The sequence below is a fragment of the Afipia sp. GW822-FHT04G07 genome (assembly GCF_058800765.1).
On the sequence record NZ_JBXAMP010000001.1, the window covers coordinates 3425755 to 3439916 of the forward strand.

Consider the following 14162-nt stretch of genomic DNA (forward strand, 5'->3'; position numbering starts at 1 on the left):
ACGGGCCCGTATCCCTAATGGGCGCTGAAGGCCAGCGTCTGCATTTGTCCGGGCGTCGATTCAGGCCGATTCTCGTCCGTTTGCGCGATGGCCGGTCCGGATGACCGGGGCGCCGCCGGGGCCGGGGAGTCCTGTGCCGGGACGGTCCCGCTGATCAGGCCGTTGAGGCCGTTCAGCCCGGCGAGCGCGATTCGGCGCATCAATTGATCGTCGGCGATGGCCCAGGCGTCGCGGCCACCCTTGCCCCCGGCCTCCTCGCCGCTGAGGCGGATGGCGCGCTCCTGATCCCGGTCGTAGACGTCCCAGACCCAGCTGATGGTGGTGCGGCCGCGCCGGACCTGCGCCGACAGATAGCTCCGGATCCGGTATGAAGCCTGTGCCTCGCGGGAAACGATGGTGAAACTGCGGGCGGCTGATTCCGCCTCCAGCGCGCGCACCATCCGGTCGAACACCTGTGGCGGCGGGCCATCCACGGATTCGAAGGCGACCGTGGGGCCGAACGACTGGCCGGTGGACACCGCGATCTGGCCGCCGGCCGCGCATCCGGAGGTGATGCACAGCGCGGCAAACAGCGCCGGCAGCCGCAAGTGGCGCAGCAAGGCCCGATACGCTCCGGAATTCATACGCAACGCCATCCCGAAAATCCCTGTCCCGCAGGCGTCTGTCGCGCCGCTGGGCCGGATCGAGCGATACCGTTAAAACGCATTAAGGTCTAGGGCGTGCCCCGCAGCCGCAAAATCGGAATGCCTCAAAACGTGTCGGATTTGGCTTTTACTGGGGTTCGGGATTCGATAGAAAACGCGAAGTTCTTCGGATGATTTTCAAAAATGTTCATTGATGCGGCTGCCACCGCAGCCAAGCCTGGCTGGCGGAGGCCTTTTGAGCGTTGGCTGAACGGCGTCGAGCGAGGCTGGGCGATTCCGGCGCTGCTGATCGGCTTTGTCGCGATCTGGATGGCGTTTTTGATCATCGCCTATCAGGGCGGAAATCTGCATCCCGATACTCTCGAAACCTGGTCAGTCGGCCGCGAGCTCGCCTGGGGTAATCCCAAGCATCCGCCACTGATGGGATGGTTGGCATACGCCTGGTCGTATTTTTTTCCACTGGCCGACTGGTCTTTCTATCTTCTGGCGATGGTGAACTCAGCGGTCGCCTTATGGGCCGTCGATCTAACGGCCCGTCGCTTTGTGCGCGGCGATGGCCGGGCGATCATCCTGTTGTTGGTTTTGTTGCTGCCCGCCTATCAGTTTCACGCGCAACGCTTCAATGCCAACACTGTCCTGCTGGCGACCTGGCCGATCGCGGTTTACTGCTTTCTTCGCTCGTTCGAAAGCCGTGCTTTCATCTGGGCTGCGGCGGCAGGCGCGGCTGCTGCGGTGGCGATGCTCGGAAAATACTATTCGATCATTCTAATTGCCGGGTTCGCCGTTGCGGCAATCGCCCACCCCCAGCGGCGCGCCTATTTCACGTCCTTCACGCCGTGGATATCGGGGCTCAGCGGCCTCCTGGTGCTCAGCCCGCATCTTTGGTGGCTGTTCACCACAGGCTATGCGCCGTTCGGATATGCCGTGAATGCTCATGGCGTCCTGTCTCGGGAGATCGCTATCCGGGAGGCCGGCATGTTCCTGGTGGGCATTGCTGCTTATCTGGCGTTGCCGGCGCTGGCCTGGGCCCTCATGATCAGATCGAATTTTAAAAGCATGGTTTCGAATCTGAGGAATCTAGACTCGGGACTGATCCTGCTGGCTTGGATTTTTGCCACGACCACGCTGCTGCCGCCGATCATCAGCATTTTGCTGCAGACCGATCTGCCGCCGATCTGGAATTTGCAGGCCCTGTTTCTCGGCGTGGTGATCGTTGTTGCCGCAGCGAAGTTCGCAATCGACCGTTTCGATTCAGTCAATCTATCGGCGGCTGTTTCGGCATTTCTCCTCGCCTGCGTGGTCGCTGCGCCATTTCATGCGTTTTATCGCAATACGCATCCTTATGATCTCAACCGTAATTTTCTGAGCGCAGCGGCGCTCGAGATGAACCGCCGCTGGCATCAGGAGACCAACGAACCGTTCACGGCGGTCAGCGGAGATGACAGCCTTGCTTTTGCAGCGGCGTTCTACGCACCCGATCACCCGGTCTATCGCCGGCCTTTCCAGTTTCAGGGCACATGGGGAATGCCGCGTTCATCGACGCTGGAAAAGGGCTGGGCGGCGATGTGTTTTTCGGACGATGGGGTCTGCACGGACTGGATGCATCGGGTCGCGGAAATTCCGGACGCCGTTCTCTGGTCGGAATTTAGCTTGCAGGCGACATTTTGGGGACGTCCGGGCGTCACGACAAAAATCGCTGTCATGATCGTGCCACCGCATAGACGGCAACCTTCCGAACCAGCATCAATCCGGGAGGATGAGAAGATCGAGGACTTCGGCGCTAGCCGTCGTATGCATCGCCGGAGCGAGGCACCGCGCTAGCCGTCCAGCACGATCGCATGGATGTTGCGGCCGTAGTCCGGCTCCTTGCGATGAACCGAGCGGCGATAGCTGAAGAAGCGTTCGTCCGGGTAGGTGTCGACGCCGGTGTCGTCGATCATCAGGATGCCGGCGCGCTCCAGCCGCAGCCTTATATAGCCTCCGAGATCGAACATCGAATGCTCCGCGCGCGCCGACGGCCGGAAGAATCGCGCGTTGTCCTGGTCAGTTTCCGTGAAGCGTGTGACGAACTCCGCGCCGACCTCGTAGCTTTGCTGCCGGATCAGGGGGCCGATGGCCGCAATCATGGTTGCGCGGGACGCGCCGAGATTTTCCATCGCCGCGATCGTGTTCTCAAGCACGCCGCCGAATGCGCCCTTCCAGCCGGCGTGGGCCGCGCCGATCACATGCGCCGCGGGATCGGCGAACAGGACCGGGCCGCAATCGGCCGCGGTGACGCCGATGGCGAGGCCCGGCACTTTCGTGACCATGGCGTCAGCGCGTGGGCGTGATGCGGTGTCCCACGGCGCTGTTGCGACTGCCACATCTGGAGAGTGAATCTGGAACACGGTGAGAAATTGCGCGGGCTGAACGCCGAGATGCTCCGCCATGCGCCGCCGGTTCTCGGTGACGTGCGCTGGATCGTCATTCGAGCCGACGCCGCCATTGAGACTTGCATAGAGCCCGGTGGAAACGCCGCCTTCGCGCGTGAAGAACGCATGGCGCAAGCCGGGGACGGCCGACAGCAGCGACGACCCGAACGTCATGATTTCGATGCTCCGCCAGACGCAGCGTTCATCGATCCCTGATCGGACAGCGCTGCCAGCGCCTTGATCGAAGGATCCGAGATGCCGAGCACCTTGAACAGCGAGCCCATGCCTTCGGGGCTCGGGCCGGTGAGGCGGGCGAGGCCAGCCGTAATCAGTTTCTTGCCGTCTTCGGAGGCATTCTTCATCAGCGCCTGCGCGCGGGTCTCGATGCCGAGCCTGTTGAGGAACGCGCCTTGCTCAACCGGGCCGTGAGCACGCGCGCCGACGTCCTCGGCGGCGCGGGCGAGCGCCTGAAAATCCACATGCGCGGTGACGTCGGCATGGCCGGCGTTCCGCAGCGGGTTGGTGAAGTTGTGTTTGGCGACGGCCTGGAAGGTATCGCCGGCGTCGCTGCGCAGATGACCGTAGTCGATAATCAGCGCGGCGCCGCCCTGATCGCGCAGTCTTCGTGCGATGGTCATGATCGCGGTGTCGGACCGCCACTCGAAGATCGCGCCGTTTGGCGCGGCACGCACCAGCGGCGGCAGTAGCACCTCGAAGCGCGGGATCGGATCGCTGGCAACGCCATAGGCGAGAACACCGTCATCGATCTCGACGACGCGCTCGTGCCAGCCGGTCTCCTGCTTGACCGCCTGATGGACCGGCAATGCGTCGAAGAACTCGTTGGCGAGGATGATCGCAGGTCCTTCGGGAACATCATCGATGCTGTCATACCATTCCACATGCGCGGCCTCGGCCAGCTTTACGCGCTGCCTGTCGCGCAGCGTCGGACTGGTCTCGACCAGATGCACGCTGATGGCGTCGTGGAACGCCGGCAGAATCCGGACGGCGCGCAGGGCATCCGCCATCATGGTGCCGCGGCCCGGTCCAAGTTCAATGAACTTGACCTCCTGCGGCATACCCATCGCGTTCCAGACCGAGGCCGCCCACAGTCCGATCAGTTCGCCGAACATCTGGCTGACTTCGGGCGCGGTGATGAAATCGCCGTCGCGGCCGAGCGGATCGCGCCGCAGGTAGTAGCCGTGATCCGGATGCGTCAGGCACATTTGCATGTAGCGCGATACCGGCATCGGCCCGTTCGCGGCGATATGCTTTCGGATCAGGGTTTCAAGGAGCGAATGGTCGGACACGGCAATCTTTCAGGCAGTCGGGAATCGTGAGCGCAGTATGATCTTACGTGATTATGACGCTTTGGCAGACTGTTCATTGAGCGTTCGCGGACCGCGCCGCCATGCAGCGACAATGAATACAAGGCCTGCGAGGATCATCGGAACCGATAGTAACATTCCCATCGTGAGACCGCCCCACAGAAATCCGAGTTGCGGATCTGGCTCGCGGAAAAATTCGCCGGTGATGCGCGCCACGCCGTAAAAGATTGCGAAAGCGCCGATGATGAAGCCGGGCCGCTTCAGCGCGCCGGCACGGATCAGCAGTGCCAATATGATGAACAGTGCAACGCCTTCGAGTCCGGCCTCATAGAGCTGGCTCGGATGACGCGGCAGCGGCCCGCCGTTCGGAAATACCATCGCCCAGGGAACACTGGCGTCGGCGTGACGGCCCCACAACTCGCTGTTGATGAAATTGGCAATGCGTCCGAGCAGCAGGCCAATGGGACCGACCGCGCAGGTGACGTCGCCGAGCGACAGGACCGGGATGTTGCGCTTCCAGCCGAACAGCAGCACCGCGACCACGCAACCCATGAAACCGCCGTGGAACGACATGCCGCCGGTCCACAGTTTAAGGATTTCGGCGGGATGCTCCGCGAAGAAACCGGGATTGTAGAACAGCACGTAGCCGGTGCGGCCACCGAGGATGATTCCCAGCGTCACCCACAGAATGAAGTCGTCGAAATCCAGCACCGTGAACGGGGCCTTGCCGCCCCACAGCCGCTCGCTGCGGATGATCTTGCGCGCATAGAGCCAGCCCAGCACGATGCCGCCGATATAGGCCAGCGCGTACCAGCGGATGACGATCGGCCCGAGGGCGATGGCGACGGGGTCGAAAACAGGGAATGCGATGGTCAACATGGCGGGACGATTTCCGGCGAAAGCCCTTAATCTTGCCGTGTCTTACATCTTGCGTCCCGCCTGCGCCATCACCATTGTCTGGGCAAGCTAGACAGGATATTTCGGCCTTCGGAGTTTTCACGATGACCCAGACCAGCAACCGCTTTTTCGACGAGATCGCGCGCCTGATGAACGACGCCACGGGCGCCGCGCAGGGCGTCAAGCGAGAGGTGGAAACCGTCGTGCGCAATCAGGCCGAACGCATTCTGCGTGATCTCGATCTCGTCAAGCGCGAGGAATTCGAGGCGGTCAAGGATATGGCCCGCCTCGCGCGCGAAGAGAACGAGGCGCTGAAGACGCGCATCGCCGCGCTGGAGAAGAAGATCGGCCCCGTCGCGGAGACGTGAGCACAAACGAGCAAGCGTCCTTGTTCGGCGCGAGCAAGTGCGCGCCGCATCAATCCAGCTTGATGCCGGCGGTCTTGATGACCTTCTCCCACTTCGCGGTTTCGGCGGCCACATAGGCCGCCATCTCCTGCGGCGTGCTTTGCAGCGGATCGATACCGGCCGCGATCAGCTTCTGCTTGATCTCGGGATCGTTGACCGCCTTGAGATACGCTTCACGCAGCCTTGTTACGATGTCGGGCGATACTTTCGCGGGCGCTGAAAATCCCTGCCATGCCCACGCTTCGAATCCGGGAACGTCGGCGGCGACAGCAGGCACGCCGGGCAGGCCGTAGAACTCGCCGGGCGAGCAAACCGCGATGGCCTTGATCGACTTCAGGCTGAGTTGCGAGCGCGCACTGGCGAAATCGACGAACATCATTCCGATCTGGCCGCCCGCAAGATCCTGCAGTGCCGGTCCCGCGCCCTTATAGGGAACGTGGTTGAGCTTGACGCCCGCCGATTGTGCGAACAGTTCGGCAGCCAGATGAAATGGCGAGCCGACGCCCGCGCTCGCATAGTCGATGGCGCCCGGCGTCTTCTTCGCGGCGTCAATCAACTCCTTGACCGAGCCGACATTGAGCTTGTCGGTATTGACCAGCAGAACGATCGCGAAACGGCCGGTCAGCGAAATCGGCGCAAAGTCCTTTTGTGGATCGTAGTTCAGCTTCTGATAGAGGCTTCTGTTCGAGGCATAGGTTGAGGTGTCGCCGAGCAGGAAAGTGTAGCCGTCGGGATCGGCTTTTGCCGCAGCTTCGGCGCCGATCTGTGTGCCCGCACCCGGGCGATTTTCCACCACGATCTGCTGACCGAGGGTCGCGCTCATCGATGTCGCCGCCAGCCGCGCGAAGAAATCGGTGCCGCCGCCCGCGGCGTAAGGAACGATGAGATGAACCGGCCGCGCCGGATAGGCCGCCTGCGCGAAGGCCGGCGCAGCCGAGCCCGCGGCGGTGAAACCCGCGCCGAGCGCGGCAGCGGCGGTCATGAATGAGCGGCGGGTCAGCGATGGATCGAACGGCATGGCGATTCTCCCGGTGCAGCCGATGCGTTGCCGGCCGCGTTCAATTAGTTGCACGTGCATCTAATCGCGGGAGGGCGGCAAAATCAACATCTTCGGGAGACGCACAACCTTCGACAGCCGGGACGGCGGCCTTCAAGGACAATCTGGCGGTTAGGCTACATCCCGAGCGCCACGGGCCGGAATGCCTGCCGCAGCGCGCCGTCGAGCTTGCCGTCCATCAATTCCAGAATTGCGAAGGCTTGTTCCGGCATCATCCCGTGCGTTTCGGCGTCGGGTTCGAGCAGCGTGGCATAAGTGTCCACCAGCGTGATGATGCGAACGATATCGCTGATGCGCGAGCCGCGAAGGCCGTCGGGATAGCCGGTGCCGTCAAGCATTTCGTGATGATGCAGCACGGCGTCGAGCACTTCGCCGGGAAATCCGCGCTGATCTCTCAGCGCGTTGTAACCGAGTCGCGTATGCTGGGCGAGAATGGCGTTTTCCTCGTCCGTCAGCGCCCCCTTCTTGTCGAGGATGGGGACCGGGACGAATGCCTTGCCGACGTCATGGAGCAAGGCCGCGCGGGTCAGGCGGCGCTGATCGTCTTCGCGCATTCCCAGATGCTGTGCGAACGCGACGGCGTAGCCGGTGACATGCAGCGTGTGACGATAGCTCCTGTTGTGATGCTTGTTGACGGCGACGAGCCACTGCCGCAGCGAGCAGCGTTTCAGCGCGCGCAGGATCTGCGTTTCCGCCTGCATGACATCATCGAGCGTCAGCGGAATGCCCGCGGGCAGTCGCCGGAAAATCTTGGACATCACGACCAGCGCCGCGGTGACGCCGTTGCTCAGGAATCGCGCGTCGGTGGTGCGCTCGTCCTCGGGCGTCTCCGGAAATACATTGCGGATGCGATGCAGGATGCTTTCCGGGTCGAACGGGCGCTCGATCGTATCGGTCGCGCCCAGCGCCCAGGCTTGCGTCGGCCCGTGATGAAGTGAACCCGCCAGCACGAACAGCCGCGGCAACGACTGATAGGCCTCGCGGGTCAGCTTGCTTCGGACGCGCTGCACGGTGGCGGCGGATGTGAGGTCGATGTCGATGATAACGCCGGCGAAGTCGCTGGCCGGATGATCTGGCAGGTCGTAGATCGAAATCGATTCCACGCTGCCTGCGTTCTCCAGAATGCGGGCGAGTTCGCCGCTCTGGTCCTCACAGTCCGATGCGAGCAGCAGACGTCTCGTTGTCTGCGGGAGTTCTGCCAGGGCAGCCATTTCGTCCTCTGCGGGGCGTTCGGTAGATATGCACCCAGGACGTGTACCAAAAACCCGGTTCCCGATTCTTAACAGTTATCCTTAACGAGCCTTAATGACGGAGGTCACGCAGCCGTGGTTTCCGCTTGCCGCATCTTTAATGGAGTTTGAATCAAGTTTGGCCGCCATCGCCGGTCTCAAAAAGCTTCAGCCGATCATGCCGAAAATCCTGTCCATCCAGTACCTGCGCGCCGCCGCCGCCCTGATGGTGGTGTTTTTCCATGCTGACGGCATGGCGCTTGAGTATTTCCATTCGGGCTGGCCGTCGTTCGGTGCGGCGGGCGTTGATATATTTTTTGTTATCAGCGGTTTCATCATGTGGATCACGACCGCGTCGGCGCGGACCACGCCGGCCTCCTTCGTTGTCAGCAGGATCATTCGCGTGGTGCCGCTGTATTGGGTGATGACCCTGCTGCTCTATATGGGCTGGATGGTGTTCCGCGATGCCGCGTCGTTGCCGCCGGTGTGGAATCTCATCCGGTCGCTGCTGTTCATTCCCTTCGTGTCGCCGCGCACCGGAGACATTCAGCCGCTGCTGATCGCCGGCTGGACCCTCAATTTCGAGATGTTCTTCTATGCGGTGTTTGCCTGCGGGCTTCTGCTCGTGCGGCAGCATCGCGCGCTGTTCGTCTGCGCGGTCCTCGGCGGACTTGTCGCATTGCCGCTGGTTGTTACGCCGTCGGGCGCCGCTGCGCTGACCTATACCAGCCCGCTGCTGATCGAGTTCATGATTGGGTGTCTGCTCGGCATCATGTATGAGCGGAATGCACTGCCCCGTCCGGCCGTGGCGGCGTTTCTGATCGTCATCGGATTCGGTCTGTTGCTGACCTCAAACATGCTGCCGGCGGCGAACCTCACCGCCGTCCGGTTTTTCCATTGGGGCCTGCCTGCGTTCCTGATCGTCACCGGAGCGCTCGGGCTCGAACCGGTATTGAAGGAATGGCGTTTGCCGATGCTGCTCGGCGATGCGTCGTATTCGATCTATCTCACGCATGGCGCTGCACTCGCGATGCTCAAGACCATCGTCCTGATCGAGGGAGCAGGCGCGAGCCCGGCGGTGACAGCGGCTTTCGTGGTGATCGGTTGTGTTGCGAGTGTGCTGACGGGAATTGCGGTGTTTCACGCGGTGGAGAAGCCACTGGTTGCGGGCTGCAAGGCACTGGTGATGTCATTTCGGCTGACGCCTTCAGCGGCCGGTGGGCGAACCCTCTAGTACCCACGCGCGCCGTGGTTCCGCCGTTGGGGCATGAGCCCCGTTGATTGATGCGATAATCCCGGAACATCCTCGCGCTGAGGCTGTTTCTCTCTGATGAAAATGAAATTCCCGATCGTTGCCGGCTGCGCGCTGGCGCTGCTGCCTGTCGTGGCGTTTGCGCAGGCTCCTCCTGCACCGGCGACGCCGCCCGCGCAGACCGCGCCGCCAAATCCCGACCGTGCAGCGTCGAACTGCGCGCCGACCGAAACTGTACCGGAGGGAGGCACCGTCGCCCCGCGCGGCACCACAACCGGCCGGGCTGAGTCCCTCGGGGACAAGCTTGCGAAATCGGACGGTGTGCTGTGCCCACCGCCTGGTGTCGATCCGGAAATGCACGCGCCGACACCGCAGGGCGGCACCATGCCTGTGATTCCGCCGCCTGGTAGCCCCGGCGGCGATCCGTCGGTGCGGCCGAAATGAGGCTTTTCGGCCCATGGATGCCGGCAAATGTGCCTGCAACGCCAATCAGATGGTATCCTTGGCGGTCATTGCTTGACAGGCATTTGGGTGACTTCTTATATGCCGCCGTTCGCGACCGCGAAGGCGGCATGAACGTGTGGCGAGGTAGCTCAGCTGGTTAGAGCACGGGAATCATAATCCTGGGGTCGGGGGTTCGAGTCCCTCTCTCGCTACCACCAACCCGCATAACCTCTTGAAATCAAATAGCTAGCCATTCGCTCGGTCATGCGAAGTCCATGATCGAACTTAAATCCCGGTTTGCTCACCGACGAAAAGCGGATGCCGCTGAAAATTTGACAACAGCGGACAAACACTCCCTCAGATCAATCCACCTTTGCGCCAGCGAATTTGACCACCTTGGCCCACTTGTCGGTTTCATCCCCGATGAGTTTTTTGAAATCCGCAGGCGATCCAGACAACTCCATTGCGCCAAGTTCCCTGAACCGGGACTTCAATTTCGGGTCGGCAAGTACCGAGTTGATCTCCTTGTTCAGCTTGTCGATGATCTCGGGCGGCGTGTTCTTCGGCGCACCGATGCCGTACCAGGCGCTTGCCTCATAGCCGGGTAAATAGTCGGCAACGAGAGGCAGATCGGGCAGCACCTCGGAGCGCGTCAGGCTCGTTACGGCGAGGCCTCGCAACTTGCCCGACCTGACATGTTCTAAGGAGGTCGGAATGTTGTCGAACATCACCTGCACCTGACCACCGATCATATCCGTGAGCGCCGGGGCCGAGCCCCGATAAGCCACGTGCACCATATTGATGCCGGTCAGCATCTTGAAGAGTTCGCCCGACATATGAATTGTCGAGCCGTTGCCGGACGACGCCATATTAAGCTTGCCGGGATTTTCTTTCGCGTAGGCGATGAGTTCGGGAATCGTTTTTATCGGCAGTGAAGGGTTCACCACCACAACGTTCGGAAAACGATTAAGGCCAGCGACGGGCTCGATGTCCTTGATGAAATCGAAGCTGAGCTTGCTGTAGAGCGTCGCGTTGATGGCGGCTGCGGGCGGCACGAGCAGAAGGGTGTAGCCGTCAGGATCCGCGCGCACGACAGCTTCGGTCGCAATGTTGGTGCCACCGCCGGGACGATTCTCGATCACGAATTGCTGGCCGAGCTTTTCCGAAAGCCATTGGCCTATCAACCGTGCTGTGATGTCTGCGGAGCCGCCGGGAGTGTATCCAACGAGGATGCGAACCGGCCGGGATGGATAGACCTCCGCATGAGCGATTCTGGAGAATGCCGGCAGTGCTGCAATTCCCGTGGCCACTTGCAGAAATTTACGACGATGCAGTTTCATATCGCCTCTTCCAAAATGAATTCCACCAAGCGGAACCGCGAAATTACATCAGCTTCGCTCCGGAGTTAAAAGCGATATCTGCTCGCTAAACTGTCGCGCTGCAGACCATCTCACCTGTCTCGCAACTGCGAACTGAGAAATGGATGCCTGGCGCGACCAGCACATTGAGCATTCGACGCCATCGCGACGTTGCAATGACGACCGACTGTTTGGTTCGGCCACGCGTGGACCATTGGCATCCACCGTATAATGTATGACATACCGGTTTGATCGCCTCGCACCGACACCTGCCTCTCGGAAAGAATCCATGAGTTCATCGCAGACCAACGAATTCGAGCCGTCGAACGATCATGATGTCATTCGTGAAGGCGTTCGCTCGGTGGTCACGCGCTTCGGCGACGACTACTGGCTGGCGCGCGACGAGGACGGTGTGTTTCCGTCCGAATTTCATCGCGCGATGGCGGATGCAGGCTGGCTCGGCATCACCATGCCGGAGGAATATGGCGGCGCAGGTCTCGGTGTGACGGAAGCCGCGATCATGATGCACGAGGTCGCGAGCCACGGCGGCGGCATGGCTTCAGCGTCCGCGGTTCATATCAACCTGTTCGGGCCGCATCCGATTGTGGTGAAGGGAACGCCGGAGCAGAAAGCGCGCTGGGTTCCTCGGTTGGTTTCCGGCGACGATCAGTGCTGCTTCGGCTTTACAGAACCGGACGCCGGACTGAACACGACACGCATCAAGACATTCGCGCAGAAGGTGCCGGGCGGCTACGTCGTTCACGGACAAAAGGTCTGGACCTCGACCGCGCAGGTCGCGAACAAGATCATGCTGCTGACGCGGACCACGAAATATGAGGACTGCGCGCGCCCGACCGACGGCATCACGATCTTCTACACCGATCTCGACCGCGCGAAGATCGATGTCCATCGCATTCCGAAGATGGGTCGCAAGGCCGTGGACTCGAATTCGATTTTCATCGACGGTCTCTTTATTCCGGAGTCCGATCGCATCGGCGAGGAAGGCAAGGGCTTCTCATACATCCTGCATAGTCTCAATCCGGAGCGGATTCTGATCGCGGCCGAGGCGATTGGCATCGGACAGGATGCGCTGCGCCGTGCGGCGAAGTATGCGCGCGAACGTGTCGTGTTCGATCGTCCCATCGGACAAAATCAGGGCATTCAGCATCCGCTTGCCGAGAAATGGATGTATCTCGAGTCAGCCTGGCAAATGGCGATGCGCGCTGCCTGGCTTTACGATCATGACGCGCCGTGCGGCGCGGAAGCCAACAGCGCGAAATTCCTCGGCGCGCGCGCGGGCTACGATGCCGCGTGGCAGGCGATCGCGACCCATGGCGGTTTCGGGTACGCCAAGGAATATCATGTTGAGCGGCTGTTCCGCGAAGTCTGCATCACGCGGCTCGCCCCGATCACGGAGCAACTGATCCTGAGCTTTATCGCCGAGAAGGTGCTCGACCTGCCGAGAAGTTATCCGTGACCCGGGGCTGATTTCGACCCAGCCTCGTCGGCCGTTCCGACGCGGTCGTAAGCCTCAAGGAGATGACGGCGCATCAGGTCGGCGGCGCCTTCGCCATCACCGCGGATCATGTCCTCGAGAATGCGGCCGTGTTCCTTCCAGACGCTGGTCGACATGCCGGGATGACGCAAAACTTTCCCCATCGCGCGGCGCAGATGCTGCCAGTGCAGCCGCATCGTTTCGGCGATCAGGGGATTGCCGGAGAGGTCATAGATAAAAGAGTGGAAGTCCATGTCGGCCTTCAAGGCCGCGCCGGCATCGCCGGTCGCGACCACATCGCGGCCATGCTCGACCAGTGCGCGCCCGCGCGCGATCGCCTCTTTGGTGAGACGCGGCGTCGCCAGCTTCACCGCGAGCGGCTCGACTGCTGAGCGGAATTGATAAATCGCCTCGAAGAATTCCGGCTCGACCGACGTGACGGTCAATCCTTGACGTCCCTGCGCGAGAAATCCCTGCGCCTTCAAGATTGCCAGAGCGTGCGTCACCGGTTGCCGCGAGACATTGAGGCGCGCGGCGATGTCTTCCTGGGTGAGGCGTTCGCCAGGCTTGAACGTGCCGTCGCACAGGGCATCGAGGATCACCTCATAGGCCTGATCGACCAGACTTTTCGGCGGGGTAAGGGTTTCCAGCACCGTTCCTCCATCGTCGCTGCGCAGCAATATCGTTGTCGCTTGACAGCGGGCGCGGGCGGCAGCAATCTGAGTTTAGAATACTGAATTCAGAATGCAAGAACTGAATACCTCGATCGTGACGGGTGCGGAGCCAAGACCGGTCCGAGACCAAAAAATCAAATCAGGAAGGATGCGTCATGAAGTTATCCGCCGAGCAACTCGAGCAGTTTCGCACCGAAGGCTGGCTGTTTCTGCCGGAGCTTTTCAACGCCGAGGAAGTCGATGTCCTGCGGCGCGAAGCCGTGTCGATCTATGACGAGCAACGCCCTGAAGTGTGGCGCGAAAAGAGCGGCGCGCCGCGCACGGCCTTTGCAGCCCATCTTTATAATGAGGCGTTTCGCCTCCTCGGCGCGCATCCGCGCATGATCGATCCGGTCGAGCAGATCTTCGGCGAGAAGGTCTACATGCATCAGTACAAGATCAACGCCAAATCTGCCTTCACCGGCGACGTCTGGCAATGGCATCAGGATTACGGCACATGGAAGCGCGACGACGGCATGCCGCAGCCGCTCGCGATGAACATCGCCGTGTTCCTCGACGAAGTGCTGCCGATCAACGGTCCGTTGATGCTGGTGCCGAGAAGCCAGAACGCCGGCGACCTCAAGGCGTCGCACGACCTTGCGACCACGTCCTATCCGCTATGGACGCTCGACGAGGAAACGGTCACGCGCCTCGTGCAGGAAGGCGGCATCGTTGCGCCCACCGGAAAACCCGGCGGCATGCTGATGTTCCACGGCAATCTTGTGCACGGCTCGTCCGGCAACATCACGCCCTATCCGCGCAAGATCGTCTATCTCACGCTGAATTCGGTTTCCAACTACATCCGCACGCCAACCCGTCCGGAATTCATCGCGCACCGTGATTTCACGCCGATCCAGACGGTGGATGACGACGCGCTGGTGCGTTACGCCCGCAGCCATCGTCAGGCGGCTGAATAGTTTTCGGTCATTG

Annotated in this window: 14 protein-coding genes and 1 tRNA gene; 7 read left to right on the top strand and 8 right to left on the bottom strand. The window is 61.4% G+C overall.

Annotated features, from left to right (window positions below; translation table 11 throughout):
- Positions 1-14: 14 nt before the first annotated feature.
- Positions 15-635 carry a hypothetical protein gene (locus AC1RKJ_RS16815; protein WP_492792053.1) on the bottom strand — a complete coding sequence of 207 codons (621 nt, stop codon included), beginning with the start codon at positions 633-635 and terminating at the stop codon, positions 15-17.
- 192 nt (positions 636-827) lie between these two features.
- Here AC1RKJ_RS16815 and AC1RKJ_RS16820 point away from each other — a divergent pair, with 192 nt between their 5' ends.
- The gene (locus AC1RKJ_RS16820) at positions 828-2465 is read left to right on the top strand and encodes a glycosyltransferase family 39 protein (RefSeq protein ID WP_492792054.1); all 1638 of its coding nucleotides are present in this window, start codon (positions 828-830) and stop codon (positions 2463-2465) included.
- Here the strand turns inward: AC1RKJ_RS16820 and pgeF are convergent.
- From pgeF to lgt, 3 genes are read right to left on the bottom strand one after another with little or no spacing between them, the layout of a single operon-like run.
- Positions 2462-3229 (bottom strand): peptidoglycan editing factor PgeF, encoded by a 768-nt coding sequence (gene pgeF, locus AC1RKJ_RS16825; protein ID WP_492792055.1) that lies wholly within the window; start codon positions 3227-3229, stop codon positions 2462-2464. The two genes, AC1RKJ_RS16820 and pgeF, sit on opposite strands and share 4 nt — an antisense overlap.
- The gene (locus AC1RKJ_RS16830; protein ID WP_492792056.1) at positions 3226-4362 is read right to left on the bottom strand and encodes a class I SAM-dependent methyltransferase; all 1137 of its coding nucleotides are present in this window, start codon (positions 4360-4362) and stop codon (positions 3226-3228) included. Before AC1RKJ_RS16830 ends, pgeF begins: the two co-directional genes overlap by 4 nt.
- A gap of 51 nt (positions 4363-4413) precedes the next feature.
- Positions 4414-5259 (bottom strand): prolipoprotein diacylglyceryl transferase, encoded by an 846-nt coding sequence (gene lgt / locus AC1RKJ_RS16835; protein WP_492792057.1) that lies wholly within the window; start codon positions 5257-5259, stop codon positions 4414-4416.
- Positions 5260-5381: 122 nt separating this feature from the next.
- Here lgt and AC1RKJ_RS16840 point away from each other — a divergent pair, with 122 nt between their 5' ends.
- Positions 5382-5645, top strand: a complete 264-nt coding sequence (locus tag AC1RKJ_RS16840) for an accessory factor UbiK family protein (protein ID WP_492792058.1) — start codon at positions 5382-5384, stop codon at positions 5643-5645.
- Between the two features lie 49 nt (positions 5646-5694).
- Here AC1RKJ_RS16840 and AC1RKJ_RS16845 read toward each other — a convergent pair whose 3' ends face one another.
- On the bottom strand, positions 5695-6702 hold the full coding sequence (locus AC1RKJ_RS16845) for a Bug family tripartite tricarboxylate transporter substrate binding protein (RefSeq protein WP_492792059.1): 1008 nt from the start codon (positions 6700-6702) through the stop codon (positions 5695-5697).
- Positions 6703-6857: 155 nt separating this feature from the next.
- Positions 6858-7952 (bottom strand): HD-GYP domain-containing protein, encoded by a 1095-nt coding sequence (locus AC1RKJ_RS16850; protein WP_492792060.1) that lies wholly within the window; start codon positions 7950-7952, stop codon positions 6858-6860.
- A 157-nt stretch (positions 7953-8109) separates the two neighbouring features.
- Between AC1RKJ_RS16850 and AC1RKJ_RS16855 the strand changes: the two genes are divergently transcribed.
- The 3 genes from AC1RKJ_RS16855 to AC1RKJ_RS16865 all read left to right on the top strand — a co-directional run bounded on the left by AC1RKJ_RS16855 (position 8110) and on the right by AC1RKJ_RS16865 (position 9881).
- Positions 8110-9204, top strand: a complete 1095-nt coding sequence (locus AC1RKJ_RS16855) for an acyltransferase family protein (protein ID WP_492792061.1) — start codon at positions 8110-8112, stop codon at positions 9202-9204.
- A 96-nt stretch (positions 9205-9300) separates the two neighbouring features.
- Positions 9301-9666 carry a hypothetical protein gene (locus AC1RKJ_RS16860; protein ID WP_492792062.1) on the top strand — a complete coding sequence of 122 codons (366 nt, stop codon included), beginning with the start codon at positions 9301-9303 and terminating at the stop codon, positions 9664-9666.
- Positions 9667-9804: 138 nt separating this feature from the next.
- Positions 9805-9881, top strand: a tRNA-Met gene (locus AC1RKJ_RS16865).
- 147 nt (positions 9882-10028) lie between these two features.
- Here AC1RKJ_RS16865 and AC1RKJ_RS16870 read toward each other — a convergent pair.
- Complete coding sequence (locus tag AC1RKJ_RS16870) at positions 10029-11006, bottom strand: Bug family tripartite tricarboxylate transporter substrate binding protein (RefSeq protein ID WP_492792063.1); 978 nt, start codon at positions 11004-11006, stop codon at positions 10029-10031.
- A 307-nt stretch (positions 11007-11313) separates the two neighbouring features.
- Between AC1RKJ_RS16870 and AC1RKJ_RS16875 the strand changes: the two genes are divergently transcribed.
- Positions 11314-12501, top strand: a complete 1188-nt coding sequence (locus AC1RKJ_RS16875) for an acyl-CoA dehydrogenase family protein (RefSeq protein ID WP_492792064.1) — start codon at positions 11314-11316, stop codon at positions 12499-12501.
- Here AC1RKJ_RS16875 and AC1RKJ_RS16880 read toward each other — a convergent pair.
- A complete protein-coding gene (locus AC1RKJ_RS16880; RefSeq protein ID WP_492792065.1) occupies positions 12492-13172 on the bottom strand; it encodes a GntR family transcriptional regulator in 681 nt (226 codons plus the stop codon). The genes AC1RKJ_RS16875 and AC1RKJ_RS16880 overlap by 10 nt on opposite strands.
- A 176-nt stretch (positions 13173-13348) precedes the next feature.
- Here AC1RKJ_RS16880 and AC1RKJ_RS16885 point away from each other — a divergent pair, with 176 nt between their 5' ends.
- The gene (locus AC1RKJ_RS16885; protein ID WP_492792066.1) at positions 13349-14149 is read left to right on the top strand and encodes a phytanoyl-CoA dioxygenase family protein; all 801 of its coding nucleotides are present in this window, start codon (positions 13349-13351) and stop codon (positions 14147-14149) included.
- The last annotated feature ends 13 nt before the right edge of the window (positions 14150-14162 follow it).

Bases quoted from the DNA above. Each gene is read 5' to 3' on its own strand.
- AC1RKJ_RS16845 (WP_492792059.1), bottom strand. From the start codon at position 6,702: ATGCCGTTCGATCCATCGCTGACCCGCCGCTCATTCATGACCGCCGCT.
- pgeF (WP_492792055.1), bottom strand. From the start codon at position 3,229: ATGACGTTCGGGTCGTCGCTGCTGTCGGCCGTCCCCGGCTTGCGCCAT.
- lgt (WP_492792057.1), bottom strand. From the start codon at position 5,259: ATGTTGACCATCGCATTCCCTGTTTTCGACCCCGTCGCCATCGCCCTC.
- AC1RKJ_RS16860 (WP_492792062.1), top strand. From the start codon at position 9,301: ATGAAAATGAAATTCCCGATCGTTGCCGGCTGCGCGCTGGCGCTGCTG.
- AC1RKJ_RS16885 (WP_492792066.1), top strand. From the start codon at position 13,349: ATGAAGTTATCCGCCGAGCAACTCGAGCAGTTTCGCACCGAAGGCTGG.
- AC1RKJ_RS16840 (WP_492792058.1), top strand. From the start codon at position 5,382: ATGACCCAGACCAGCAACCGCTTTTTCGACGAGATCGCGCGCCTGATG.
- AC1RKJ_RS16850 (WP_492792060.1), bottom strand. From the start codon at position 7,952: ATGGCTGCCCTGGCAGAACTCCCGCAGACAACGAGACGTCTGCTGCTC.
- AC1RKJ_RS16820 (WP_492792054.1), top strand. From the start codon at position 828: ATGTTCATTGATGCGGCTGCCACCGCAGCCAAGCCTGGCTGGCGGAGG.
- AC1RKJ_RS16870 (WP_492792063.1), bottom strand. From the start codon at position 11,006: ATGAAACTGCATCGTCGTAAATTTCTGCAAGTGGCCACGGGAATTGCA.
- AC1RKJ_RS16875 (WP_492792064.1), top strand. From the start codon at position 11,314: ATGAGTTCATCGCAGACCAACGAATTCGAGCCGTCGAACGATCATGAT.
- AC1RKJ_RS16815 (WP_492792053.1), bottom strand. From the start codon at position 635: ATGGCGTTGCGTATGAATTCCGGAGCGTATCGGGCCTTGCTGCGCCAC.